Source organism: Ferruginibacter lapsinanis, assembly GCF_020783315.1.
Classification (GTDB): domain Bacteria; phylum Bacteroidota; class Bacteroidia; order Chitinophagales; family Chitinophagaceae; genus Ferruginibacter; species Ferruginibacter lapsinanis.
Genome location: NZ_CP086063.1, coordinates 563,101 through 588,914 on the forward strand (window position 1 = coordinate 563,101; position 25,814 = coordinate 588,914).

A 25,814-nucleotide genomic window follows, 5' to 3' on the forward strand; every position below is an offset into this window, starting at 1 on the left:
ATATAAAGAAAGTACTAACTGAGTTTATCCAGCATATCTACCACTCCTTCTTTTTTAAGGATCAAATAACCCAACCTGTCATTGCTGATCCCTTTTTTTAATTGATAACTAAAATGTAATTGTGAATCGGTAACAGCAGTTTCAAAATAGTTAAAATTGATATTCGGATATTTTTTAAGTCCTTCCCCTATTTCGTATAAATGCGTAGATAAAATAAATAGTGAATTCTTGATCTTTAACAAGCCTTCTATCACTACTGAAGAACATTTCATTGCGTCTTCAACATTCGTACCTTTAAATAATTCATCGATCAGTATCAACCATTTTCTTTTATCTGTTACTTTATTAATAGTAGCCTTTATCCGCTGTACTTCATTATAAAAATAACTTTCTCCTTTGATCAGGTTGTCAACTACATTGATATTACTTAATAAGCCATCAAACAAACTCAACTCTAATTGCTGAGCCGGAACTCCCATACCAATATGTGCTAAAAATACCGCAGAGCCAACCGATTTTATGAAAGTGCTTTTACCCGCCATGTTTGCACCCGTAAGAAAAATAAAATTTGATTCCGGACTTAATACAATATCATACGATACCGGTTTTTCCAATAAGAGATGATATAAGCCAGTTGCTTTTACAACGGGCTGATCGCCAGGCACAAAAACAGGAAACACAAGTCCATGTTGCTTTACAGCCATTGCCATTCCATACCAGGCATCTAATTGAAAATACATATCCAGCAATGCCAACATATTTTGCTTGTAATTATACCGGATAAAATGCGCCAGATGTAACTGTTGTCCTAATGTAAGAATTGCAGGTTTTTCGTTTTTTTCTATGATCAAGAACTGCTGCTTATCAATGAGCTCTTTAGCCTGCATCAGTATATTCTTCAACGGAGACGGTGTGTCATCTTTAAGGAAATGCATTACCAACAACTGCATACCTTTTATAAAATCAAATGCATGCTGCACAGAATATTTCACCAGGTGAAAATCGGGACCATGAAATAATTTATATCCATATACACTCAAAGCTGACGGATCAGAGGGAATTTCATCAATCGTTGCCTGATAAAATTTCTGAACCACCATTATTGAACCATTGCTTATTTGTGTTGGCCATAAATGTTCGCTTTTAATAATTACTTTTAAGGTATCTTGAATACTTGTAATTTCTTTAATCGATTGTAAAGGAGTATTAAAGTTTTCATACATCCTACCTCTTCCGGGTACTGTTTTACAAAAATCCAGTTTGGAGAAAATAGACATATCTTCTCCTACATTCATTATTGAAAGATCAGTAAGTGTTGTGTTGTCAATCTCCATGCCCCTATCAGCTATTTTTACGTTTTATCTATTAAATGCTATCCGTTGTCCTTTTACAGATTCATTCCACACTCCTTTTCCATAAACCATTACACCATTTACAAAAGTATTTTCGATGCTTGCCGGAAATGTGAACCCTTCCAACGGACTCCAACCGCATTTATATAAAATATTTTCTTTACTAACCGTTGTAGGTGTATTCATATCAACAACTACCAGATCCGCAGCATATCCTTCCCGGATATAACCTCTGTTTTTTATTTGAAAACAATCTGCAACAGCATGACTCATTTTCTCTACTATTTTTTCCAATGAAATTTTTCCCTGTTTGTAATAATGTAACATCAGCAACAGCGGATGTTGTACTAACGGCAACCCTGCATGCGCATGTTCATAATCTCCCTGTTTCTCTTCGAATGCATGCGGGGCATGGTCTGTAGCAATTATATCCAACCTGTCATCCAGCAAGGCTTCCCATAAAGCAGCTTTGTTATTAGAAGATTTTATTGCCGGGTTACATTTTATTTTATAGCCCAGCCGTTCGTAATCATCCGCAGTAAAATGAAGGTGATGCACACAAACTTCTGTAGTAATGCGTTTCTCTTTTAAAGGAAGCATATTACTGAAAAGCTGTAATTCTTTTTCTGTACTGATATGCAAAATATGTAAACGGCTATCGTGTTTTTTTGCCAGTTGGATAGCAGACAAAGAAGATTCAAAACAAGCATTATCATCTCTCACCAAAGGATGATCAGCAGCCGACAACGCACCTTTCTCTTTTTTTAAGCGTTCGTAATTCCGCCTTATGATCGTTTCATCTTCGCAATGAGTTGCGATCAACACATTACTCTCACTGAATATTTTTTCCAATGTCACATAATTATCTACCAGCATATTGCCTGTACTGGCTCCCATAAATATTTTTATGCCGCAAATGTTATTCTTCATGGTATTCACTTTTAATGCCTCAGTGGCATTATCGTTTGATACTCCCATAAAAAATGAATAATTCGCCAATGATGTTTTGGAAGCAATAGAATATTTATCTTCTAACAACTCAATTGAAAGTGCATTAGGAATAGTATTGGGCATCTCCATAAAACTGGTAACTCCTCCGGCAACAGCTGCTTTACTCTCTGTGTATATAGTTGCTTTGTGAGTAAGCCCCGGTTCTCTGAAATGTACCTGGTCGTCAATAACACCTGGCAGTAAAAATTTTCCTTCGCCGTTTATCTCTGTAATATTTTCCTTTATGTCTATTATTGGCGCTATTTTTTCTATCCGTTCGCCATTGGTTAGAACATCTAAAACGCTGATTTTTCCATCATTTACAACCTGTATGTTCTTAAAAAGGTATTTTTGCATATCTTGAACAGTAATAATTAGTTAAACAAACATAATACAATGCAAATTATTAAAAGCTTTGCCAAACTTTTCGTTTTTATTTGTCCGTTTTTTGCCACGGCACAATCTACCTATTTACCAGAGGGTAATAAAATCTATCATTTTATGGATAGAATGGAGATCAAGCATCAAACCAATACAGAATTTAATTTTTCTTCTATTAAACCGTATAGCAGAAAAAACGTTGTGAATCAGGCCGAATTCATTAATAATGGCAAAACAACATTGAGTAAAGTTGACGCATATAATTTGCAAAGCATATATATGAACAACAGCGAATGGTACACTGGTGACAAGAAAGCATTTTTGAGCAAGACCCCTGTCCTGAAGCATTTCTATGTAACCAAATCAAATTTATATGAAGTAGATAATAAAGATTTCTATTTATCTATTAACCCTGTCCTTGGTTTTCAGTTTGCAAAAGAACAGGATAATATTCAAAAACTTTTTGTAAGCACAAGAGGTGTTACAGTAAGAGGACTTATTGCAAAGAAGATAGGTTTTTCTACTACCATTACCGACAACCAGGAAAGGGGCCCTTCTTTTTTTGATGCCAAAGTAAATCAGTTACGTGCTGTACCTGGCAACGGTTTTTACAAACCATTCAAAGGTACGGGTGTGGATTATTTTGATGCAAGAGGCTATATTACCGTAAATGCAGCCAAATATGTTGATATACAATTTGGCTATGATAAAAATTTTATAGGCAACGGATATCGTAGTTTATTTTTAAGTGACTGGGGAAACAGTAACCTGTTTTTAAAGCTGAATACGAAGATCTGGAAATTAAATTATCAAAATCTGTTCATGGAGTTGATGCCGCAATTTGATAAAATTACAGGTGATCAGTTATTGGACAGAAAGTACGCGGCAATGCATCACTTAAGCATTAACGTTAGTAAAGGTGTAAACATAGGCCTATTTGAAGGCATTATCTTCGGCAGAAAAAATCGTTTTGATTTCCAATACCTTAACCCGATCATATTCTTACGTCATATTGAAGGCACTATTGGTAGTCCTGATAATGCGATCGCTGGATTTGATTTTAAAGCAAATGCCTTACACAGCTTACAATTCTACGGACAATTTTTGCTGGATGAATTTAAGTTAAGTAAAATAAGAGAAGGCAATGGATGGTGGGCTAATAAATGGGGATTACAATTAGGCGCTAAATACATTGATGCATTCGGTATATCAAATTTAGACATTCAGGTTGAAACAAACAGAGTAAGGCCTTACACTTATTCTCATGGTGATTCTATTTCAAATTACACCCATTACAACCAACCACTGGCCCATCCTCTGGGAGCAAATTTTCAGGAGTTCATAGGAATAGTAAAATATCAGCCTGCACCGAAATGGTATATTACTGCCAGAACAATTTATTATAAACAAGGACTGGATAGTGCCTATTATAATTCAGGTTCAAATATTTTCAGATCCAATAGTGCATCTGAAAGAAAAGACATTAACGGCAATGTTATAGATGATGGATATACCTTAGGCGGTGGCAAAAAAGCAGTATGCTTAAATGGCATTTTGCAACTTGCTTACGAACTGAGAGAAAATCTATTTTTCGACCTGTCATTACAATATAGAAACTATAAACTTGATAACGTATCTACCTCAAGCACAATAGTTTCTGCAGGTGTCAGACTAAATATTTTCCAAAGAGAATACAATTATTAAACTAAATTTCTACCTTTGCAGGAATTTACAGAACCTTTCTCCTCTACATCAAGATTATTTTTAACCCATCGCCGTTGGTTAACACCAGCGGTGAACCTTTTATTATTTAATGATGAACCGGAGAATTATTATTGCCATTATCCTATTATTTTGCATTGCTGGCGCATATGCCCAACGCCAGGATAAATTAAAACTTTCGCTAGATGGTATATGGAGTGGTTATTTTGATGAACAGAAAAGACAAGTACATTTATTAAACGAGGGTAATCGATTTGCTTTTATTAAGGCCTCCAAAGAAGATAACCAAGAACTCATCCTTTCATTGGATTTTGCTACAGGCAAATTAATTGATACCGTTTTTACCAATCAATTAAAACAGGCCGGAGATTCTCTACCAACCACTTTTACTTTTTTTGAAGATTATAAATTTTCCCCTGATGACTCTAAAATTTTGATTCAAACTCAAATTGAACCATTATTCACCAATTCAACCAAAGAATTTAATTATGTATGGGATATCAATAAAAAAGTATTAAAAGTTGTTTGTGCAGATGGCAAGCAAAGCTATGTGAGTTTTTCTCCAGACAGCAAAAAAATTGCTTATATAAGAGAAGGAAATCTTTATGTAAAAAATATGGAAACGGATGCTGTACAAGCCATCACTTACGATGGAGCATTAAAGCAAAACCTTTATGGAATGGCAGATGCACTGTATGAAAATAATTTCGGAGTAAAACAAGCATATCAATGGAGTCCTGACGGAGAAAGCATCGCATTGCTTCGTTTCAATGAAAATGCAGTAAAGAGTTTTCCTATTTCTAACTATGACAGAAGTTATCCGGATGTTGAAAAGCAGCGCTATCCGGTAGCCGGAGAAATGGTACCCGAAGTAACCGCCTACATCTACAATATCAAAAATAAAATAATGTTGCCAATAGATGCAGGGATCAATCCAAATCAATACATATTTGGTTTAAAATGGCAACCTGATGGCAGCAGAGTGTTTTTACAAAGATTGAATCGAAATCAATCTAAACTGGATGTATTAATGGCTGACGTTAAAACTGGCAATACCATTACCATTTTTAGCGAAACAAAAAATGACTATGTAAAAGCTGATCCGGACAACATTCATTTCATCGATAGCCGCAATTCATTTTTGTGGTTAAGCGAAAGCAATGGCTACAATCATATTTTTGAAGTAAATCTTGCAACAGGACAAAAAGTACAAGTAACAAAAGGGAATTGGGAAGTATTTGAGATCAAATCTGTCAACGAAGGTACCGGCGAAGTTTTTTATACCTCCAACGAATCCAATATCAGAGAAAAGCATTTGTACAAAATAAATCTGGATGCAACAGGAAGAAAAAAATTAACAGAAGGAAATGGCTATCATAATACGTTACTTACAAGCAACAACCGTTTCTTTTTAGATGAATATAGTGATATAAACACTCCGGCTTCTTACCAAATGTATAATACAGATGGCAAGGCCTTATATCAAAAACTAATTGAAAATAAAGAACTTAAAAACAGAATGAAGGAATACAAAATTCCTCAGGTCGATTTTTTCAACTTTACCACTATCAATAAAGATGATATTAAAGGATGGATGATCAATCCCATTGATGCTCCACAAAAAAGATTGTCGGTATTGATCTACGTTTATGGAGGAAATACCAAACAAGAGGTTATAGATCAATGGACCGATAAATTCACCCTCACCATGCGACAAATTGCTAATGAAGGCTATTTGGTTGTTTGCATTGATCCCAGAGGTACTCCCGGCAGAGGCGAAGCATTTAGAAAAGCAACTTTTAAAAAACCGGGGGATGTTGAAATTGAAGATCTGATCGCTCTGAAAAAATATTTGCAAAACAATTATACTATTGACTCTTCAAATATTACAGTAATGGGCTGGAGTTATGGTGGTTATCTTGCTGCATTGGCAGCTACAAAATATGCAGGACAGTTCAGGTCTTCTATTGCCATAGCACCTATCACCAACTGGAGATTGTATGAAAATATTTATACGGAAAGATTATTGCAACAACCGGGAGAAAATACAGAAGGATATAATAATGCTTCCCCAATAAATTTCGCAGCCAATTATCAAAAAGGATTATTATTAATACACGGTACTGCAGATGATAATGTTCATTTTCAAAATAGTATGGAACTAAGCAAAGCACTGATAAAAGAACGCAAACAATTTGATCAGCAATTTTACCCCGATTACTTTCATAATATCAGTGATAATTCACCAAACTTTGCAAGAATTCATCTGTTTACAAAGATCAAAGAATTTTTACAGCAACAATATATCACACCTTTTGCAACAACAAATAAAAAGAGAAAAAATGACTAACTGCTGAGATTATTCTACTGTAAGTGAAAGGGAGATCATACGTGAATTGATCTTGTCGATCACACTGGAATATTTCAATGATTGATTGCGACTGTGCAGATTACTTATTCCCCAGGCTACTTTCAGCTCCGGTGTTAACACGAAATAGGGAAAATACAGGTGGAAGCCTATGCCGGCTTCTACTCCGTAATCAAATTTTTTAAGTTTGATCACTTCTTCTGCATTTTTTTTACCTGCATTGGCGGCCAGATCCAGATCACCCTTTACCCCTACAATTGTATACACTTTAAAGTTATCGATACGATCACTGCTGAATTGCAGCTGTACAGGAAAACTTAAAGAAATAGATTGCACTTTCTTCAGCATAACAGGAGTTTCTCCTCCCGGTACATCCGGATATTTTATAGCATACTCAAATGCTTTTTCACTAAAAGTTAAATCCAATGGAAAAGTACGAATGGCAAAATGTTCATTGAGATTAAGATGCACCAACCAGGCCAGGTTAATCCCGGTATTGTTAATGCTTTCTACTACCATCACACTATCTTGATTTAAAAAAATTGGATGGTGCGTAAAATTAAAATGCGATTTATTCATTCCGAGGTTAATACCAAAATGAAAGTTCTTGTCATCATAATCCGGCAGGTTCAATTGAGAACGCAATTGAGAAAATCCGGTAAACGGAATACTCAAGGCACAAATAATGATATAGCTTATTTTTCTCCGCAATAGATGCTGCATATTCCTAAACTCAATGGTTTGTAATAAGTGTTTTTATACCCGAGGCTATCTAAGATATTAGTAAAGTTTTTTCTTTCAGGAAATTTTTTAATCGATTCATTTAAATAGGTATATGCACCTCGGTTTTTACTGAACATTTTGCCAATAGCAGGTGTTATCACATTCATATAAAATTTATAAAAACTGCTAACCCCTACTATTTTGGGTTTACTGAATTCTAACACTACTAATTTTCCTCCAGGTTTCAATACTCTTCTTATTTCACTCAACCCCTTTTCCAGGTCTTGAAAATTTCTTACTCCGAAGGACACCATTACTGCATCGAACGTGTTATCCGGAAAATTGATCGCTTCGCTGTCTCCGTTTAAGAGTTCGATCGTTTGTTGCAAATTTAGTGCTGCAATTTTTTCTCTGCCCACATTTAACATTCCGTTGCTGATATCGATGCCTACAATTTTAGTTGGCTTCAATATAGCAGATGCCATAATTGCCAGATCTGCTGTACCGGTAGCTACATCCAGTATTATCTGCGGATTTTTTTCAGCCAATTGCTTGATGGCTTTTTTTCTCCATCTTATATCAATACCTGCACTTAAGAAACGATTCAAAAAATCATACCTGAATGCGATATCATCAAACATCTCCGCTACCTGTTCCTTCTTAGTAAGTTCAGATTCTTTAACAGGCACTACTGTATCATGGGCAAATTGTGTCATTGGGTGCAAAGATACGGTTTTGCACGCTGAACGTTGAACGTTTAACTCGTTTAAAGTAGATAGTTCAGGGGATTTTTAAGAACGTTAAACCATTAAACGTAAAACGTTTTAATCCCTTAAACGTTAAACGATTTAAACGTTCCTATCTTTGCACCCATGGTAATCAAGTCAGCCAAATATCTAATCAGTAGTCCCGATTTTGAAAAATGCCCTAAACCGGACAGACCGGAATATGCTTTTATAGGCAGAAGTAATGTAGGCAAATCTTCATTGATCAATATGCTGTGCAATAATGAGAAGTTGGCCAAAACTTCTTCTGCCCCCGGCAAGACACAAATGATCAACCATTTTATCATTAATAATGAATGGTATCTTGTAGATCTGCCGGGATATGGTTTTGCAAAAGTGAGTATCAGTAGCAGGCGCAGATGGGAGCAAATGATTGAAAATTATCTCCGTAAAAGAGAAAACCTTTCGATGGTCTTTGTACTGATAGATGCCCGACACACTCCACAAAAAATAGATCTTGAATTTTTAAATCAGCTGGATAAATGGCAGATCCCATTTTCATTGGTTTTTACCAAAGCAGATAAAGAAACACAAACTGTTGTTGCAAAAAATGTAAAACTGTTTTTAAATACCATGAGAAAGACATGGCAATTTTTACCTCAGCATTTTGTAACGAGTGCTGCAAAAAAAATGGGCAAGGATAAGATTTTGGCGTTGATCGGGGAGAAGAATGGAGAGCTTGAAATTTAATGATCAAGTTGTTTCAACTGATTTTTTTATACCCTCATTTTTGGGTTTGATAAAAGTTCCACATTGGTATGCTGATGAACTGATTGCGACGCAACGATCCCCAACTCGTAGGGGATGAAAAACTAAAGCTGGTATCAAAAAAATAAATAAAGAGGAGTCAGTTTTACTGTTCATGATTTTTACACCACAAACTTAACGGAGCTGATCTGCAATTTTTAGTTCACCACTTTGTTAGCACAACTGCTGCTGGCAAAGGCTTCCGGCTTAGCTTTAAAGGCAAAGCCCATTCCTAAAATGTAGCCCATTGCTTCACGAAGGGCTTCATTACTTTTAAATTGCGGATTGGTATTAATGTCGGCATGTACTTCCATGTCAACATTGTAATCGGTGAATAAATTGCACAATTCGTATGCAATTTCAATACTCTTGGCCACTTCAACCAGCATCCTTTCTTTAATGCTGTACTTGTACGTGGTCTTTTCATTGTGAATGAACATAAAACCTCCGGCATGCTCTCTTAAGAAAACAATCACAGTGGCAAATTCGGTTTCTTTACCCTTTACCTGACTGTCGGTACCGATACAAACTTTTAGATGTACGCCTGCTGAAGTTTCTCTTTTGATGGCTTGTTCTACCGCATCTTTGATGGGTAGTTGAATGGGGTCTCCATTAAATTTTCTCCATAACATAAAAAATGGGTTTTTTAAAGTTACTGAAAAATTTAATATATAACACTAAATCTCCTAAAGGGGCTTTTAGAATATAATTATTTAAAATGATTTTGGATTTTGAAAAGAGCAACAAGTTATGAAATGCAAAATTCCCCCTTTAGGGGGCTAGGGGGTGAGTTAGGTACAAAAAAAAGAGGTCAGCCCCTTACGCTGACCCCTTACTTACACATGAATCTACCTTACTGTTTTATAATCCTTTCTATTTGTCTTTCGTTGTTGCTAATGATTTGTAATATATAAACACCATTAGAGTGAGTATCAATACTTAGTTTATTGAAACCTTGTACACCATTTCCTTTTGCTACTACCTGACCATTCATATTGCTTAGAAGATATTGGTAGTTAGTTGACGCATTTATTGAAATATCATTTTTTACAAGTGTTGAAACGTTAAACGCTTTAGTAGCAGTTTTTATTCCTTTTAAGAAGATAGTATTTGAGTAAACTGTTTGATTGTATACTGATGTTACTTTTAAGCGATAATAAATATCACTCTTCTCAAACGGGGTGTATTCAAATTTATTGTTTGAAGAAGAAAAAGAATTAAGACTTTTAAAGTTTACACCATCAGTAGATGTTTCTACAACAACTGTTTTAATTGGATCATCAGAAATAATATTCCAGTTCAGATCATGTTTACTATCAGTTGCTTTACCAGTTAAGTTAACATCACGAATTGGTAATAACCCTGCCACACCTCTCATCTGATAAGAACCTAAGCTACCGTAGTCATTTGTATAAGCATTCCCTATACCATCTACTACCACATAATAATCACCAGCACTTAAGATAGTATCCATTGCAACACTCATAGAAGTTGAAGGATCATATGTTCTTATTACTGTTTTAGCTGAGTTCAATAATTGAATTCTCACATCCAGATTAGCACCGGTATTATTGCTTGATACACTATAAGGTTTTACATCTAGATGTAAGTTGGCGCTTTTAGATAAAGAAAGTTTAAATGCATCTTTATCTGAGTTAGTTGTAATGATCCCGTCGATGTTGATATTTTTATAATCAACCGGTGTAGGATCAGAAATATCGTTAAAATCATCTGCTCTGTATGTGAAACCATTTTGTGTTGTGATAATTGATAAATTATCCTGTACAAATGAACAACCATAAGGTGTAGGACCATTGTTCCAACCCGTCATATTACGGTTATAACTGTTTCCCATAATCGGTGCCCATGCTGGTTCTCCGGTTCCAACTCCATCATTGTATAAGTTTGATAAATTACAAGATGCATCATATTTTGATTGATGAGATAAACCTACTGTATGTCCGCTTTCGTGTGAACAACATTCTGCAACAGCTTTAGTAACGTTGCTTAATCTATCACTAAAAACGAAACATGGTGTATCATCACCCCAGGTAAAAGAACCTACGTAAGCTACTCCGCCTACATTGCCATACCAACTGCTGGTTGAGGTAACAACTACCCGTATTCTTTGCTCTAATGGAGCTGCTAAATAAACAGCTTCATCTGTAGTTATGTTTATATCAAACGGACGATAGTCTTCTGATACTCTATTAAATATTTCTGTGATCTGTGCATCGTTTAATAACGGAGCAGCACAGTTAATTGTATTGCCGGCATTCCAAACCCAACTATTCACTACCTGACCATCAAAGTCAAGATAGATAGTTGAAACGGCTGATGGATAGCTGCTTAATTTTGGCAAGCTATATCCGCTAAGTGAAATGAATAGCGCCAAAACTAGGATAAGGGGTGTAAATGGCTTTTTCATAAAATAGATTTTAAGGGGCCCGTTTTACCGGGTAATTTTTGGATATTGTTAGGGATTCATGAACATCCTCTCTATGCTATACTTATTGAGCACAGGTAGGTAAAATAGTTTCTAAGTCAGTTTTTATAAGTTGATATTTATTTGCGTCAATCTGTTTTAGTAAATAAGCATCTGCATTAGCCTGGTTAATAATTCTTCCGGTGTAAACAACATTATTGTTTTTGTCAATTCTTTTTGACAATGAAAAAATAGCATTGTTAAACTCAGGTAATTTAATTGCAAGGCTTTGCAAATTTTTGTACTTAACCGTATTGCCTGCAACAATACCTTTTGTTTTAAAAGTATTGCTGAAAGAAACAGTGGCATCCGCTCCCTGAGCTACAGCAAAAAATTTGCTTAACTCATCGGCTGTACAATTAATGGTTGAAGGCTGTTTGGTAAACAACGCCTGTTTAACAGGGCGTACGTTTTGTTGTGTGTAACCGGTAACTGCAATAAGGGTAAGCAGCACCGCACAGGTGATTTTTGTAAGTAAGTGTTTCATGATATTGGATTTTAGTCTTTGTTTGGATATTGGATAAAAGCTAAATCTCTTACACTATAAACGGAGACTTTTATTAATTATTTCATAAAAAATGAAATCGGTCAAAAGTACTCGGAGGTATGGTAAAAATACGTTGGGAGATTACTATATCAATACTGCTTAGTGCTTAGTAAAACCAGTGTGCAAGCTTCTTGTGGTTGAATATCATGCTGTTGTGCCAGCTCAGATAACTCATCATTTTCTGCGCCGGGATTAAAGATGATCCGTTTTGGATGTAGAGAGAGGATATAATTGTAATATTCCTTTTGAATAGTTGGATTTATATATAAAGTAACGGTATCAATATCTTCGAAAGGCTTTTTCTCCGTTTCAATAGCAACATTGTCAACCATTCCGGCCTTACTGCCTAATGCAACAACAGGATGCTGGTTGGCAACGAGTTTGCGTATTGCCAGATTGCTATATCTCTCCGGATTAACAGATGCGCCAATGACCAATGTTTTTTTCTTTATCATTTCTATTGTAAAAATCTAGCTCTTACTTCGGGAGTAGGTATCATACATGATTCTCTTTGTCCGAACCACCTGTATCTGTTTTTTGCGATCCAGTTATATAATCCATCCCTTATAAATTTAGGTACAATGATAAACGCTTTACACAACGGCCATAAACCACCCAAGTATTTACACAATTTGATCGATGCAGTTGATCGAGTATACGCAACATCACCATCAATGAATACAAATGAATTCATTTCTTCTGTTGGTAAATTATGTTGTTTCAATAACTGTTGGCCTGTAGTACTTTGTAAAGGCGCAAACTTTATAATGCCTTTTTTATCTCTTTTAATTACAAAGTTTACTGCGCTATTGCAAAAATTACAAACACCATCAAAAAGTATGATTGGCTGAGTGTTCATGGTGTAGCAAAGTTAAGACTGATTTTGATCTGTTGGCAGAAATGCTTTTATTTTAGATATCCGACCAAATTTGTAACGAACAACAAAATAAAGATCAAGGCAAAAGCTATAAACATAGTATTCATTAACACTTCGCCAATCTTGAATATTTTTATTTTAGGTATATCATACATCGGATAATAGGAAAATTGGGTAATCACTTTTCCTGTCCAATACGCTGCAATAAGCCCTGTTAGCGCAACAGCCAGACTCGTTTGATTTTTCAGGTCTTCGGTAAATAAAATTGAGATCAGTCCAAAAGAAAAATTTAGTCCTTGTATATATCTGCCGTAAGTTTTAGCAATTTCCTGGTTGAGCGGTTTCAATTTCTGTATATCGTTGTACCAATCGAATACAACGTGTCGTATATATGGGTAAATAATAGCAGTGAACATTTGACCAATTGCTCCCAGTATTATCAGCCAATTTGGTATTATAATTTTCATTGTACAATTATTTAAGTTGATCTAATGGCCTCACCATTTTAACATATATTTCTTTGTAGCAGATCCACGTGTAAAACACCGCCATGAATGGTGCAGTAAAAAGTAATATCCAAAAAGATCCGATCGGGATGGTGACCAGGGATATAAGAGTGATCCAGTGATAAACAAATCTTACTCCACCCTTTTGCGTAAACCATTTTTTTACCACATGCACTATCATGCTGATCACCTGCCAGGCGCCTACAACAAAATAGCCCACAAAAAAAGTACTATTTCTTTTTATCAAACTAAGTATCAGAAAAAACACTATTAATACTATGCTGATATAGATGTCTATTGTTTTAAACTTTTTCATTATTTGAAGATTTTAAGTATGTTATTTAATACCCAGTTCTCATCTGATCTTATTATCAGATCAAGCATTTTATCGGCCTGGTTACCAAATTTCCTGATCCCTCCTACTGTGCTGATAAACTGTTTTACATCGGGATCTTTCTTGTCTCCGTCAATCTGTTCTAATTGCGTCAGCAGCTTCATCATCGGATCTAACTCCCGCTTTTTTCTTTCTTTGATAATTTGTGTAGCTACTTTCCAGATATCTTTTTCGGCGGTGAAATATTCTTTTCGTTCGCCCTGAATGATCACCCTGTCTACCAGCCCCCAATCGATGAGGTCTCTGATATTCATATTTACGTTACCCCGGCTGATGGTAAGTTGTTCCATGATATCATCCTGCGTAATAGGTTTGGCGCTGATGAGTAAAAGGGCATGTATTTGCGCCATGGTTTTATTGATACCCCAATGCGTACCAAAGGCACCCCAGTTACTGATAAATTGTTGTTTGGCGTCGGAGAGTTTCATACTGCTTTGTTTTTTACAGTATAAAGATAAGAATGTTTTTGAATTTTCAATAATATTTGAAAGTTTATTTTTAATAGAACACAGACAACGCTGATTCGACTGATTTTCACAGAGCGTTTGTTAGTGATTATAAGAATTCTCACGATCAATAATGATATACTGTACAAGAGTGCGACGCCACTGAAGCTTAATAGTAGTACTACAGCTTAGTTCATACAAATAAAAAAGCGAAGCTGTAAAACTTCGCTTTGTATAAATATTTATAAAATAAATTAAGCCAACATTGTAACCGGGTTCTCTAAGTATTTTTTCAATGTTTGTAAGAAGGCAGCGCCAACAGCTCCATCCACCACTCTGTGATCGCAAGCCAAGGTTACTTTCATGATATTGCCCGGAACAACCTGGTTGTTTTTTACAACAGGCACTTGCTTAATAGCCCCTACTGATAAAATACAAGCATCGGGTGTATTGATGATAGAAGTAAACTGGTCGATACCAAACATACCTAAGTTAGATACAGTAAAAGTATTACCACTCATATCCGTTGGCGTTAGTTTTTTAGATTTTGCTTTGCCTGAGAAATCTTTAACATCTGCAGAGATCTGAGACATAGTTTTATTATCTGCAAAACGCACCACCGGTACAACCAAACCATCTTCAACCGCCATTGCAACACCTATGTGTACGTGATGGTTTACAACGATCTTATCCCCTCTCCATGATGCATTACACATTGGATGTTTTTTAAGTGCAGTAGCACATGCTTTCACCACCATATCATTGAATGATACTTTTGCCGGAGCGGCAACGTCGTTTATCCCTGCTCTTGCAGCGATGGCATTATCCATATCGATCTCAATGGTTAAGAAAATATGTAACGCATTGAACTGACTTTCGGTCAAACGTCTAACGATCGTTTTCCTGATATTAGTAATTTCTATTTCGTCGAAGCTTTCTACTCCTGCAACATAGCTTGATGCAGCACCTGCTGGGCTTGCAGCCGCTACCGGAGCAGCTGATGGCACATAACTATCAACATCTTTTTTAGTGATACGGCCATTATCACCGCTACCATTTACTTTAGACAGATCGATACCCTTATCAGCAGCTAATTTTTTTGCTAGTGGAGAAGCTTTAACCCTGCTGTCATTGGATGTACTTGCAGCTGGGGCAGCTACAGCAGTTGTAGCAGCAGCTTCGGCCTGTGGTGCAGCAGCGGCAACAGGAGCAGCAGCATTCGCTCCTGATTTTTCAGCAGCTACATAAGCGCTTACATCTGTACCGGGTTTACCAACGATCGCAATGATCTCATTTACTTTTGCAGCTTGACCTGCTTCAACACCTATATATAATAATGTTCCTTCTTCGTAACCAATTACCTCCATGGTAGCTTTATCGGTTTCAACATCTGCCAACACATCATCACCTTTCACTGTATCTCCTACTTTCTTATTCCATGCTACTATTTTCCCTTCGGTCATAGTATCGCTTAATAACGGCATTCTAATTTCTTTTGCACCTGCAGGTAACGCAACTTTAGCACCACCCGCTGCAGGAGCAGCAACAGCAGCAGCCACTTCAGCAGCAGGAGCAGCAACAGCGGCACCGCCACTTTCTGCATCTAATAATGCTTTAAAATCTTCTCCCGGCTTACCAATAATGGCAATAATACCATTTACCGGAGCTGCCTGACCAGCTTCCACACCTATATGTAATAATGTACCTTCTTCATAACCAACTACTTCCATCGTAGCTTTATCTGTCTCCACATCAGCCAATACGTCGTCACTTTTTACAGTATCTCCTACTTTTTTATTCCATACTACTATTTTCCCTTCGGTCATAGTATCGCTCAGAAGCGGCATTCTTATCACTTTTGCCATAAATAATGGTTTCTTATAGTTTGTGTAATTTTGAGGCTCGAAATTAATGCAAAAAAGGGAAATGTACCAAGCTATATTTAATAATCTAACTGCAATTTCAATCTTTCCTTCAATTCTTTTACCAACGGATACTCGTCAATGATACGTTGATATTGCTCTTTAGTGTTTAATTGCCTTTCTACCGGTTCATTATTATTAGTTGATTCAACAACCGTTATCTGGTAGGTCAGTGCCTTGTTATTAAAATAATTTTGCAGATGTATAATCAGATCTGCTCTTTCTGCTTCAATAAATTTCTTAGCCAGCTCACCGTTTATCTTTACTTCGATGGTATTATTATCAATGATGAATACTTCGGCATTTTTAAAATTAGTAATGGCCGCAGGATTTTTCTTTGCCCTTAATTTCTCAATGAATTCATCCCAGCATATTTTTAATTCTTCTTCTGTTATAGTCTTTGCCTGACTTCCCTGTTGACTCTCCTGAGATATTTTAGAACGTATCTTACTCAAAGACCCCATGGAGGAGGTTGGGGGTTGGACGTTGGAAGTTGGAGGTTTGGGGCTGGAGGCTGGAGGTTTCGGTGCTTCAATGATCAGTTTGGCTTCACTTGCTGGTTTTTCCTGTTGTTTGGCATCAACTGATGAAGCTGTTACTACACCTGTTTCTTTTACCTTACTGATAGGTAAAGCCCTGAATGCTACCGATCTGGCTCCTTCAATTATTTTTTTTTTACTTACCGAGCCTTCGTTATTTACCAGTTCCAATGCCTGATTCAAGTAACTCAACTTGATCAAGGTGAGCTCTACATGTAAACGTTTATTTCTTGCCTGTTTATAATTGATCCCGGCATCATTCAAAATATTCAATGCACTTACCACATAGGCCGCTGGTATTCGCTCTGCTGTCTGTAAATATTTTTGTTTGAACTCTTCTGCCACTTCCAACAACATAGCCACTTTGGCATCCTTGCTTACCAATATATTGCGTAAAAATTCTGCAAAACCTTCCAGCACTGTATCTCCTTCAAACCCTTTGCGATTGATCTCATCATACATTAATAATGCATCACTCAAATTCTGTTGTTGCAGATGATCCAGCAACTTAAAATAATAATCTTCGTCTAGGATATTAAGATGCTCTAAAGTATTGGCGTAGGTAACTTCTCCGTTGGTAAAACTTACAATTTTATCGAGTATACTCAGCGAATCTCTCATACAACCTTCGCTCTTTTGAGCAATGATGTGCAGGGCTGTTTTTTCTGCTTTGATCTGTTCTTTCTCACAAATTTCCTGCAGGTGTTCTACCGTATCATTATTGGTGATTCTTTTAAAATCGAATATCTGGCAACGACTTAAAATAGTTGGCAGTATCTTATGTTTTTCTGTAGTAGCTAAAATAAAAATGGCGTAAGGTGGCGGCTCCTCCAGCGTTTTCAAAAAAGCATTGAATGCCGATGAACTTAACATGTGTACCTCATCCACTATATACACTTTGTATTTACCGGCTTGTGGCGCAAACCTTACCTGCTCTACCAGGCTTCTGATATCATCTACGGAGTTATTGCTTGCCGCATCTAATTCATGAATATTCAAAGAAGTACCGGCATCAAAAGAAACACAGCTGTTGCAGGTATTACAGGCTTCTCCGTCTTTTGTCTGATTTTCGCAGTTGATCGTTTTTGCCAAGATCCTTGCACAGGTTGTTTTACCCACACCCCGGGGACCACAAAATAAAAATGCATGTGCCAGTTGGTTATTCTTAATAGCATTTTTTAATGTAGTGGTGATATGCGATTGCCCCACAACTGTATTAAAATTCTGCGGTCTGTATTTTCGTGCTGATACGATAAATTTATCCATGTAAGATATACTGCGCTTTTACGCAAATCTAATTGTAAAATTACAAAGATTGCTGTTACTTTTTTTGCAGAAAAAAAGTAAGGCAAAAAAGACACCCGAAACTGATATTAGCCATTCCCTATTTACTTTTTTCCTTGTCCAAAAAAGTAACAAAAAAAGACCCTGGACAATGCAATTCACCCACTTTATTTATTTGTACCTTGATCTGGCTTTTGTACTACTGCAAACTACGCTAAGGTAATGCTGTATTATAGCAAATGGGGCTTATAAAAAACGAAGGTTTATTTTGCTATGGCATTGAATTTAGGTAAGTGCAGATACTTGTGCAAGGAACTTTCAATCAGAAAGCCTCAGTCAATTAGTGAAAAAAGTCTGTTTCAATTTTGTAGGGTTCATGTGTATACAAATCTGTATAATAATACTTATGGTATTATAAAGCACTAGTGAATTAATAAACAGATATAATAAATAGAAAGTATGCTCCCTGAGGTGGGCTGATCCAATTTTTTGAATATATTGCATTTTATGTCATTTGATCTGATTCTAAAAAATATTGCCAAACACATCAATTTATCATCTAAAGAAGAAACATGCTTCATCGATTTGCTGCAACAAAAAAAATTAAAAAAAAGACAGTTCCTTTTACAAGAAGATCAGGTGTGCCGTTATTCTGCATTTGTTACGAAAGGATGTCTGCGAGGATATACCATAGATCAGAATGGCTTTGAGCATATTTTACAATTTGCGCCACGTGACTGGTGGATTGCAGATATGTACAGCCTAATCACAGAACAACCCGGGAACCTCAATATTGATGCATTGGATCATACTGAAGTATTGTTGCTTGCAAAAAAAGACCAGGAAAGACTCTTTTCAGAAATACCAAAATTTGAACGCTTCTTTCGTATTATTACTGAAAATTCTTTGATTAACAGCCGCTTGAGGCTAATGGACAATCTAAGTAAGTCTGCCCAGGAACGTTACTTAACTTTCTGTAAACGCTATCCTTCCCTTATAGAATGGTTGCCGCAAAAACAAATCGCTGCCTACATTGGTGTTACACCAGAATTTCTCAGTAAAATGCGTACTGATTTTCTCCGCAAAAAATAATTTTCCTTAATCTACATTAAGTCAATTTCTTAATCTTCCTTATTGGATGCGGGGCATTTCTATACGCATTTTTGCATAGTAAATGTTTAAGGTATGCAACGTATAGATTTTATCAAAAAAGGTTTATTAGGAACCGGAATTTTCGCCGTATCAAATTCGTTCGCATCTCTAATAGAAAATGATGTGGATGAATTGCATCCGCTTAATATCCTTGGCTTCAATCATCTTCCTAATACAGAATCTAAAATTATGTCGAATACAGTTCTGCACAAATCAAATTCAAGAGGTAATGCCAATCATGGCTGGTTACAAAGTTATCATACGTTCAGCTTTGCCAATTATTATAATCCTGAAAGAATGCATTTTGGTGTACTCCGTGTGTTAAATGATGACACCGTTGCACCGGGTATGGGCTTTGGCACCCACCCACATGATAATATGGAAATTATTTCCATTCCGTTGGAAGGAGATTTAGAACATAGGGACAGTATGGGTAACGTGGCTGTTATTAAAAACGGCGATATACAGATACTAAGCGCAGGTACTGGAATCACTCATAGTGAATACAATAAGAACGAGGATAAGACTGTAAAATTTTTACAGATATGGGTATTCCCTAATAAGAAAAATATACAGCCCAGTTATGACCAGTTAACGTTGAAAACAGAAGACCGTTTAAATAAACTGCAACAAATAGTTTCACCGAGTAAAGCTGATGATGGCGTATTCATTCAACAAGATGCCTGGTTTCATTTGGGCAAACTCGATAAAGATATTTCCCTTACATATCAACTTAAGAAGAAAGGAAACGGAGTATATGCTTTTATTCTGAACGGAGAGGTTAGCATTAATGAACAAGAACTGTATACAAGGGACGGTTTTGGTGTTTGGGACACCGATAGTTTGCAAATTAAGGCTAATACAAATGCAGAAATATTATTGATGGATGTGCCAATGGGGCCTGAAGTGTAAGAGTTTAACCGACTGCAATTTTTAGCAGTGCTTAGTTAATAAAAGCAGTATTAAAAATATTATTTAAATAAAATTCAATCCTTTTTAAAAAACAAAAAAATACAACAAAATGAAAAAGACAATTTTAACAGCATTCATTGCTACAGTATCATTCGCAGCTACTGCGCAAAAACCTTCTCCTGAATTATTAAATCCAACCAACCATACGCTTGTATTGATTGATCATGAAAGCCAGATGGCATTTGCCACTAAAAGCATTACTGCTGATGAACTAAGAAACAATGTGGGAATTGTTGCAGGTGCCTCCCAAATATTCAATGTACCAACAGTGGTAACTACAGTTGCCGAAAAAAAATTCAGCGGCCCGGTATTCAGAGAAATTGAAGAGTTTTATCCGCAGGCTACCAGCAACTATATTGACCGTACCACTATGAACACATGGGAAGATGTAAATGCTTATAAAGCCATTACTGCTAAAAGTAAAAAGAAAATCGTTTTTGCAGGTTTGTGGACTAGCGTATGTATCGTAGGACCTGCCTTATCTGCCAAAGCTGAAGGATACGATGTTTATGTAATTACCGACGCTTGTGGTGATGTAAGCAAAGAAGCACATGATGTAGCCATTCAAAGGTTGATTCAGCAGGGTATTAAACCAATAACATCTATTCAATACCTTTTGGAGCTGCAAAGAGATTGGGCAAGAGGTGCAACTTACAAACCCGTTACAGACCTTGTTAAAAAATATGGCGGTGCTTACGGTATAGGTATTCAGTATGCTCATGAAATGCTGAAACACTAATTCGACGATCATTTTTAAAATTCCTAAATAAGGGCAGGTAGCAATGCTTGCCCTTTTAAATTTTTAGATTATGAAACACATTTTTAGCTTTCTTCTTTCAGTAACATTTGCCATCATTGGTAATGCACATGCACAAAAAGCTGACATTATTATCATAAATGGTAAAATAACAACGCTTGATGTTAATAACAGCGAGGTAGAAGCAGTGGCCATTGCAGGCAATAAAGTGATACAAACAGGTAGCAATGCACAGGCATTAAAACTGAAAGGGAAACAAACAAAAATCATTGACGCCAAAGGCAGCAGGGTAATTCCAGGTTTATTCGACAGCCACTTGCATGTTATTCGTGGTGGACGATTTTATAATACCGAATTGAGATGGGATGGAGTTAGTTCTTTAAAAAAAGCATTACAGATGCTAAAAGAGCAAGCACAGCGTACTCCAGAAGGCCAATGGGTTCGTGTGGTAGGCGGCTGGAACGAATACCAGTTTAAAGAAAAACGCTTACCAACATTAGAAGAAATCAATGAAGCTACCGGTAATGTACCCACGTTTATTTTGTATCTCTATGGTAAAGCCTGGCTGAACAAAGCAGGCATAAAAAAATTAAACATCAATGCAGATACGCCTAATCCACCTGCCGGATTAATTGAGAAAGATAACGACGGAAACCCAACAGGTTTATTGGTTGCAGAACCAAACGCATTTATTTTATATTCTACACTATCAAAACTTCCTGAACTTACCATCGATGAAAAAATAAATTCTACCCTGCAATACATGACGGAATTAAACCGCCTGGGTGTAACAGCTGTTATGGACGCAGGTGGCGGCTTCCAGAATTTCCCTGATGATTATAAGATCACAGATTCATTGAATAACCTTGGCAAAATAACTGTTCGTCTTCCGTATTTTTTATTTGCACAAAAAAAAGGAACAGAGTTGATCGATTATACCAAATGGACAAGCATGGTGGAAATAGATGACCACGGACATAATGGGAAAAATGATATTGATTATCATGTAGAAGGCGGTGGCGAAAACTTAGTGGCGGATGCAGCAGACTTTGAAAACTTTTTATTTCCCCGGCCTGAATTGCCTGCTACAATGGAGAGCAGTTTAAAATCCGTATTGCAATTGCTGGTTAAAAACCGTTGGCCTTTCCGCATACATGCCACATACAACGAAAGTATAACAAGAGATCTGGATGTGATTGAAGCAGTGAATAAAGAAACGCCTTTGAACGGATTAGTTTGGTTTTTTGACCATGCCGAAACAATAACAGAGGCTAACCTGCTACGTATTAAAACATTGGGTGGCGGAATAGCTGTGCAACATCGTATGGCTTACCAAGGAGAAAGCTTTATTCATCGTTATGGGAAAAAAGCGGCACTGGCTGTGCCTCCTATAAAAAGAATGCTAGAGCTTGGTTTACCTGTTAGCCTCGGTACAGACGGAACAAGGGTGGCAAGTTACAATCCATGGATTGCACTATATTGGGTAACTACTGGTAAAACAATTGGTGGCGCACAGGTAATGGCAAAAGAAAATACATTAGACAGGAAAACCGCTCTGCAATTATTTTCTTACTGTGGCTATAACTTGATAAAAGAAAAATTGAAAGGTAAAATCGAAAAAGGTTACTATGCTGACCTAGTGATTTTAGACAAAGATTATTTTTCTGTGGATGAAGAATTGATAAAATCAATTACCTCAAAACTAACTATTGTAGATGGTAAAGTGGTATATGGAAATGAAGAATATAAAAATGTGGCTCCCATTGCATTACCTGTAATTCCTGCATGGAGTCCTGTAAAATATTATGGTGGGTATCAAAAATAAAACCATTGCATTGTGGGTTTATTTACACAGTTGGCTTTTTCGCCCATACTTGCCGTAACGTTAACCGGCTATTTCATGGTACACTTTCATGATGCAGCATTCGTAAAAACCACGCTTTACATGTATAGCTTGTAGTATTTACTAATCTTGTTTTTGGGTGCAGGGAAATATTCTTTCTACAATTTAATTTATAAAAATTTAATTAATGAAAATAATAGCATTTGGAGCTTCATACAGCAAAGACTCTATCAACAAAAAACTGGCAGCTTTTGCCGCATCTTATTTCCCTAATGAAAAAACGGAAATAATAGATTTAAATAATTATCCTCTACCATTGTTTACAGTAGATGCAGAAAAAGAAATAGGACAACCACAGGCGGCAAAAGATTTTTTAAATAAAATTTCAACGGCAGGTATATTGATTATTTCAGTAGCCGAACATAACGGCTCTTATACAACTGCGTTTAAAAATTTATTTGACTGGGCTTCGAGAATTAATCTAAAGATGTTTGAAGGCAAAAAACTTTTGTTGCTGGCAACTGCCCCCGGCCCAAGGGGAGGGATATCTGCATTAGAAGCAGCCGTAGCTCGTTTCCCTATTCATGGAGCGGAAATAATTGGCTCTTTTTCCTTGCCAAAGTTTGCGGAAAATTTCTCCGAAAAAAAAGGAATTATTAATGAAGGGCTAAAAGCATCTTTTGATGAACTGATGAATAAAGTATTATTACTTCAAACGCCGATAAACGCATAAAGCCTGATGAAAAGATTATTGTTATTACTTCTGCCTATTTTAATAAAAACAACAGCAATGGCGCAGAAGCTTCCTGCATTCAAACTATTGCGGTATGATGAAGATTATTCTTTTTTAAAGAACGATTCCTCAAAAAACATTTATACCAAACTAAAATTTGTGCCTTTGTCTGTAAGCAAAAAAAACTATATCAGTTTTGGAGGTGAAATTCGTTATCAATATTTCTATGCCAAAAATGAAACTTGGGGTGATGACCCAGAGGATCATGACGGCTATGTACTAACAAGATGGCTGACAAATGCTGATATTCATTCAGGAAAATATTTCAGGACGTTTGTACAACTGCAAAGCAGCCTCGCCAATAGCAAAACAGGAGCAAGCCCGGTTGAAAATAATCCTTTAGATTTGCACCAGGCTTTTATTGACATTAATCCACTTGTTTCAGAAAAATCAAAACTCACATTCAGGATTGGAAGGCAGGAATTATTGTATGGCTCACAAAGAATTGTTGCTGTAAGGGACGGACCAAATAACCGGCAGTCGTTTGATGCACTCCGTTCCATTTTTACCTCAGGCAATTACAGGGTTGATGTTTTTTTCAGCCATTATGTAGCAGCAAAACCAAAAATATTTGATGATGGCTTCAATAAAAATACTGAATTGTGGGGAGTATATCTTGTAAGGAGTAAATTACCAGTTATAAAAAACATTGACCTGTATTATCTTGGCTTATGGAAAAAAAATACTGCATTCAATATTGGTAAAGGAAAAGAATTAAGACATTCCATCGGCACAAGGATATGGAGCAGCAAAAATAATTGGAAGTATGATGTAGAAACATTGTACCAGTTTGGAAAATTTACTGATAAAAATATTACTGCATGGACCGCATCTGTGAGTACTTCGTATCTATTCTGTGCTGCAAAATTTAAACCTGAGCTTGGCTTAAAAACAGAACTCATCAGTGGCGATAAAAACAAAACCGACAACAAACTGCAAACGTTCAACCCCATCTATCCCCGTGGTGCTTATTTTGGATTAGCTGCATTGATCGGTGCCGCAAACCTTATTGATGTGCATCCGTCCATATCATTTGAATTATCAGAAAAACTAAGGTTAGATATTGATAATGATATTTTTTGGAGATATACACACAATGATGGTTTGTATGCCGTGAATATGACTTTGATCTACCCCGATGCTAATACCATCGAAACAAAAATTGGCAACCAACTTACGAGCGGATTGATTTATACGCCTAATGGCTTTTTATATTTACGTGGGGAATTTACATGGTTTAAAGCTGGCCGTTATTTAAAAACCGTGGGTGCAGGAAAAGACATTTTGTTTACAGGCTTTACAGTGCAATTGAAATTTTAAAAAACTAGAAACACAAAAAAATATCGGCCTGTTCACATTTTTGCTGACAGTTGTAGCCCACTTTGTGCATCCCGAACCGCAGTTGATTAAAAATATTAAAGAACAAGATAACAAACAAAAGCCCAGTGATGTTTGTTACGTAGAGATAATGCACAATAGGAAGTTATTATCTATTTTGTATTGTTTATAGTGCCAATGACAGTTTACTATTTTTGTTTTATTCCTCATTAATTTAATGCTAAGATCGGAAATTACCATTTGGTCTTCTGTCAGTTCCAGATGCTATCTGAAAACATCCAACCACCATCCCGAAACTTCCAGATTACACATGGAAACTTCCAACCGCTATTGTGAAACTTCCGGGTAAGGTTTCTGTAAGTAGATATACCAAACCGTTAGTTCTAAATAACTTCCGAAAAAATTTATTACTCCTTCAACCTTTTATAAACCATTTTTCAACTTACTTGCTTATAAAACACTCATCGCACTTTTAAATTCTTCAATTATGGCAAGGGCTATTAAAATTAGAGTTCCAATTCCTGAAAATGTGGGGGCGATCATCAAACTGTCTGAAAACATTTACACTAAACATACGGCGATGGGAGCTGATAGTCCGCAAAAAGCAATGGAAGATCATGATTGGATTGTATCCTATCCGAATGCTGTAAAATCTGCACAATTACATAAGAAAGCTGAAGAAGCAAAAAAAGAAATGGGAAAAGATTATCCCGACAGAGATCTATTGATCGGTGAATTAGACTCTATCAATAAAGCAAGCAGAAATGTACTGACCGGTATCTATAGTAAAAATGAAACGTGTAGAAGATTGGGGTTTTACAACTGATGATATACCGAAACAAAAAAAGAAAACTAAACAACCATAATTTGTAAAGGACTATAGTTTTATTA

Annotated in this window: 24 protein-coding genes; 10 read left to right on the forward strand and 14 right to left on the reverse strand. The window is 36.3% G+C overall.

What is annotated here, in order from left to right:
- Positions 1–14: 14 nt before the first annotated feature.
- Positions 15–1,334: a MutS-related protein gene (locus LK994_RS02370; protein ID WP_229761281.1), complete on the reverse strand. Its 1,320-nt coding sequence runs from the start codon at positions 1,332–1,334 to the stop codon at positions 15–17.
- Positions 1,335–1,358: 24 nt separating this feature from the next.
- Positions 1,359–2,699, reverse strand: coding sequence for a dihydroorotase (locus LK994_RS02375; protein WP_229761282.1), 1,341 nt, complete (start codon positions 2,697–2,699; stop codon positions 1,359–1,361).
- Positions 2,700–2,738: 39 nt separating this feature from the next.
- Between LK994_RS02375 and LK994_RS02380 the strand changes: the two genes are divergently transcribed.
- Positions 2,739–4,427 (forward strand): hypothetical protein, encoded by a 1,689-nt coding sequence (locus tag LK994_RS02380; protein WP_229761283.1) that lies wholly within the window; start codon positions 2,739–2,741, stop codon positions 4,425–4,427.
- 112 nt (positions 4,428–4,539) lie between these two features.
- Entirely contained in the window at positions 4,540–6,795 is a 2,256-nt protein-coding gene (locus tag LK994_RS02385; protein ID WP_229761284.1) for a S9 family peptidase, read from the forward strand.
- Between the two features lie 9 nt (positions 6,796–6,804).
- Here the strand turns inward: LK994_RS02385 and porT are convergent, their stop codons facing one another.
- Positions 6,805–7,536 carry a type IX secretion/gliding motility protein PorT/SprT gene (porT, locus tag LK994_RS02390; protein ID WP_229761285.1) on the reverse strand — a complete coding sequence of 244 codons (732 nt, stop codon included), beginning with the start codon at positions 7,534–7,536 and terminating at the stop codon, positions 6,805–6,807.
- Positions 7,509–8,252 (reverse strand): bifunctional demethylmenaquinone methyltransferase/2-methoxy-6-polyprenyl-1,4-benzoquinol methylase UbiE, encoded by a 744-nt coding sequence (ubiE, locus tag LK994_RS02395; RefSeq protein WP_229761286.1) that lies wholly within the window; start codon positions 8,250–8,252, stop codon positions 7,509–7,511. Before ubiE ends, porT begins: the two co-directional genes overlap by 28 nt.
- A gap of 156 nt (positions 8,253–8,408) precedes the next feature.
- Here ubiE and yihA point away from each other — a divergent pair, with 156 nt between their 5' ends.
- Positions 8,409–9,011: a ribosome biogenesis GTP-binding protein YihA/YsxC gene (gene yihA / locus LK994_RS02400; protein ID WP_229761287.1), complete on the forward strand. Its 603-nt coding sequence runs from the start codon at positions 8,409–8,411 to the stop codon at positions 9,009–9,011.
- A gap of 215 nt (positions 9,012–9,226) precedes the next feature.
- Here the strand turns inward: yihA and LK994_RS02405 are convergent, their stop codons facing one another.
- From LK994_RS02405 to LK994_RS02450, 10 genes are all read right to left on the reverse strand, one after another.
- Positions 9,227–9,700 (reverse strand): ribonuclease H-like YkuK family protein, encoded by a 474-nt coding sequence (locus LK994_RS02405; RefSeq protein WP_229761288.1) that lies wholly within the window; start codon positions 9,698–9,700, stop codon positions 9,227–9,229.
- Positions 9,701–9,921: 221 nt separating this feature from the next.
- Positions 9,922–11,496 carry a T9SS type A sorting domain-containing protein gene (locus LK994_RS02410; RefSeq protein WP_229761289.1) on the reverse strand — a complete coding sequence of 525 codons (1,575 nt, stop codon included), beginning with the start codon at positions 11,494–11,496 and terminating at the stop codon, positions 9,922–9,924.
- A gap of 82 nt (positions 11,497–11,578) precedes the next feature.
- Positions 11,579–12,040, reverse strand: a complete 462-nt coding sequence (locus LK994_RS02415; protein ID WP_229761290.1) for a hypothetical protein — start codon at positions 12,038–12,040, stop codon at positions 11,579–11,581.
- A gap of 149 nt (positions 12,041–12,189) precedes the next feature.
- Positions 12,190–12,555 carry a CoA-binding protein gene (locus tag LK994_RS02420; protein WP_229761291.1) on the reverse strand — a complete coding sequence of 122 codons (366 nt, stop codon included), beginning with the start codon at positions 12,553–12,555 and terminating at the stop codon, positions 12,190–12,192.
- 2 nt (positions 12,556–12,557) lie between these two features.
- On the reverse strand, positions 12,558–12,959 hold the full coding sequence (locus tag LK994_RS02425; RefSeq protein ID WP_229761292.1) for a thiol-disulfide oxidoreductase DCC family protein: 402 nt from the start codon (positions 12,957–12,959) through the stop codon (positions 12,558–12,560).
- Positions 12,960–13,006: 47 nt separating this feature from the next.
- Complete coding sequence (locus LK994_RS02430) at positions 13,007–13,444, reverse strand: hypothetical protein (protein WP_229761293.1); 438 nt, start codon at positions 13,442–13,444, stop codon at positions 13,007–13,009.
- A 7-nt stretch (positions 13,445–13,451) separates the two neighbouring features.
- A complete protein-coding gene (locus tag LK994_RS02435; protein WP_229761294.1) occupies positions 13,452–13,799 on the reverse strand; it encodes a hypothetical protein in 348 nt (115 codons plus the stop codon).
- The gene (locus tag LK994_RS02440) at positions 13,799–14,305 is read right to left on the reverse strand and encodes a GbsR/MarR family transcriptional regulator (RefSeq protein WP_229761295.1); all 507 of its coding nucleotides are present in this window, start codon (positions 14,303–14,305) and stop codon (positions 13,799–13,801) included. The genes LK994_RS02435 and LK994_RS02440 overlap by 1 nt, the downstream gene beginning before the upstream one ends.
- Positions 14,306–14,577: 272 nt before the next feature.
- Positions 14,578–16,188 carry a 2-oxo acid dehydrogenase subunit E2 gene (locus LK994_RS02445; protein WP_229761296.1) on the reverse strand — a complete coding sequence of 537 codons (1,611 nt, stop codon included), beginning with the start codon at positions 16,186–16,188 and terminating at the stop codon, positions 14,578–14,580.
- A gap of 77 nt (positions 16,189–16,265) precedes the next feature.
- Positions 16,266–18,050, reverse strand: a complete 1,785-nt coding sequence (locus LK994_RS02450; RefSeq protein ID WP_229761297.1) for a DNA polymerase III subunit gamma/tau — start codon at positions 18,048–18,050, stop codon at positions 16,266–16,268.
- A 525-nt stretch (positions 18,051–18,575) separates the two neighbouring features.
- Here LK994_RS02450 and LK994_RS02455 point away from each other — a divergent pair.
- The 7 genes from LK994_RS02455 to LK994_RS02485 all read left to right on the forward strand — a co-directional run bounded on the left by LK994_RS02455 (position 18,576) and on the right by LK994_RS02485 (position 25,749).
- Positions 18,576–19,160, forward strand: a complete 585-nt coding sequence (locus LK994_RS02455) for a Crp/Fnr family transcriptional regulator (RefSeq protein WP_229761298.1) — start codon at positions 18,576–18,578, stop codon at positions 19,158–19,160.
- 93 nt (positions 19,161–19,253) lie between these two features.
- Positions 19,254–20,132 carry a pirin family protein gene (locus LK994_RS02460; RefSeq protein WP_229761299.1) on the forward strand — a complete coding sequence of 293 codons (879 nt, stop codon included), beginning with the start codon at positions 19,254–19,256 and terminating at the stop codon, positions 20,130–20,132.
- Positions 20,133–20,241: 109 nt separating this feature from the next.
- On the forward strand, positions 20,242–20,931 hold the full coding sequence (locus tag LK994_RS02465) for a hydrolase (RefSeq protein WP_229761300.1): 690 nt from the start codon (positions 20,242–20,244) through the stop codon (positions 20,929–20,931).
- A 70-nt stretch (positions 20,932–21,001) separates the two neighbouring features.
- Positions 21,002–22,774: an amidohydrolase gene (locus LK994_RS02470; protein ID WP_229761301.1), complete on the forward strand. Its 1,773-nt coding sequence runs from the start codon at positions 21,002–21,004 to the stop codon at positions 22,772–22,774.
- 205 nt (positions 22,775–22,979) lie between these two features.
- Positions 22,980–23,525, forward strand: coding sequence for an NADPH-dependent FMN reductase (locus LK994_RS02475; RefSeq protein ID WP_229761302.1), 546 nt, complete (start codon positions 22,980–22,982; stop codon positions 23,523–23,525).
- A gap of 6 nt (positions 23,526–23,531) precedes the next feature.
- The gene (locus LK994_RS02480) at positions 23,532–24,905 is read left to right on the forward strand and encodes an alginate export family protein (protein ID WP_229761303.1); all 1,374 of its coding nucleotides are present in this window, start codon (positions 23,532–23,534) and stop codon (positions 24,903–24,905) included.
- Between the two features lie 505 nt (positions 24,906–25,410).
- Positions 25,411–25,749 carry a hypothetical protein gene (locus LK994_RS02485; RefSeq protein ID WP_229761304.1) on the forward strand — a complete coding sequence of 113 codons (339 nt, stop codon included), beginning with the start codon at positions 25,411–25,413 and terminating at the stop codon, positions 25,747–25,749.
- Positions 25,750–25,814 lie beyond the last annotated feature (65 nt).

Excerpts from the sequence above, each read along its gene's own strand:
- LK994_RS02470 (WP_229761301.1), top strand. The coding sequence starts at position 21,002 with ATGAAACACATTTTTAGCTTTCTTCTTTCAGTAACATTTGCCATCATT.
- LK994_RS02405 (WP_229761288.1), bottom strand. The coding sequence starts at position 9,700 with ATGTTATGGAGAAAATTTAATGGAGACCCCATTCAACTACCCATCAAA.
- LK994_RS02440 (WP_229761295.1), bottom strand. The coding sequence starts at position 14,305 with ATGAAACTCTCCGACGCCAAACAACAATTTATCAGTAACTGGGGTGCC.
- LK994_RS02445 (WP_229761296.1), bottom strand. The coding sequence starts at position 16,188 with ATGGCAAAAGTGATAAGAATGCCGCTTCTGAGCGATACTATGACCGAA.
- LK994_RS02480 (WP_229761303.1), top strand. The coding sequence starts at position 23,532 with ATGAAAAGATTATTGTTATTACTTCTGCCTATTTTAATAAAAACAACA.
- porT (WP_229761285.1), bottom strand. The coding sequence starts at position 7,536 with ATGCAGCATCTATTGCGGAGAAAAATAAGCTATATCATTATTTGTGCC.
- yihA (WP_229761287.1), top strand. The coding sequence starts at position 8,409 with ATGGTAATCAAGTCAGCCAAATATCTAATCAGTAGTCCCGATTTTGAA.
- LK994_RS02415 (WP_229761290.1), bottom strand. The coding sequence starts at position 12,040 with ATGAAACACTTACTTACAAAAATCACCTGTGCGGTGCTGCTTACCCTT.
- ubiE (WP_229761286.1), bottom strand. The coding sequence starts at position 8,252 with ATGACACAATTTGCCCATGATACAGTAGTGCCTGTTAAAGAATCTGAA.
- LK994_RS02380 (WP_229761283.1), top strand. The coding sequence starts at position 2,739 with ATGCAAATTATTAAAAGCTTTGCCAAACTTTTCGTTTTTATTTGTCCG.
- LK994_RS02450 (WP_229761297.1), bottom strand. The coding sequence starts at position 18,050 with ATGGATAAATTTATCGTATCAGCACGAAAATACAGACCGCAGAATTTT.
- LK994_RS02370 (WP_229761281.1), bottom strand. The coding sequence starts at position 1,334 with ATGGAGATTGACAACACAACACTTACTGATCTTTCAATAATGAATGTA.
- LK994_RS02410 (WP_229761289.1), bottom strand. The coding sequence starts at position 11,496 with ATGAAAAAGCCATTTACACCCCTTATCCTAGTTTTGGCGCTATTCATT.
- LK994_RS02485 (WP_229761304.1), top strand. The coding sequence starts at position 25,411 with ATGGCAAGGGCTATTAAAATTAGAGTTCCAATTCCTGAAAATGTGGGG.
- LK994_RS02455 (WP_229761298.1), top strand. The coding sequence starts at position 18,576 with ATGTCATTTGATCTGATTCTAAAAAATATTGCCAAACACATCAATTTA.
- LK994_RS02475 (WP_229761302.1), top strand. The coding sequence starts at position 22,980 with ATGAAAATAATAGCATTTGGAGCTTCATACAGCAAAGACTCTATCAAC.
- LK994_RS02420 (WP_229761291.1), bottom strand. The coding sequence starts at position 12,555 with ATGATAAAGAAAAAAACATTGGTCATTGGCGCATCTGTTAATCCGGAG.
- LK994_RS02465 (WP_229761300.1), top strand. The coding sequence starts at position 20,242 with ATGAAAAAGACAATTTTAACAGCATTCATTGCTACAGTATCATTCGCA.
- LK994_RS02430 (WP_229761293.1), bottom strand. The coding sequence starts at position 13,444 with ATGAAAATTATAATACCAAATTGGCTGATAATACTGGGAGCAATTGGT.
- LK994_RS02435 (WP_229761294.1), bottom strand. The coding sequence starts at position 13,799 with ATGAAAAAGTTTAAAACAATAGACATCTATATCAGCATAGTATTAATA.
- LK994_RS02375 (WP_229761282.1), bottom strand. The coding sequence starts at position 2,699 with ATGCAAAAATACCTTTTTAAGAACATACAGGTTGTAAATGATGGAAAA.
- LK994_RS02425 (WP_229761292.1), bottom strand. The coding sequence starts at position 12,959 with ATGAACACTCAGCCAATCATACTTTTTGATGGTGTTTGTAATTTTTGC.
- LK994_RS02460 (WP_229761299.1), top strand. The coding sequence starts at position 19,254 with ATGCAACGTATAGATTTTATCAAAAAAGGTTTATTAGGAACCGGAATT.
- LK994_RS02385 (WP_229761284.1), top strand. The coding sequence starts at position 4,540 with ATGAACCGGAGAATTATTATTGCCATTATCCTATTATTTTGCATTGCT.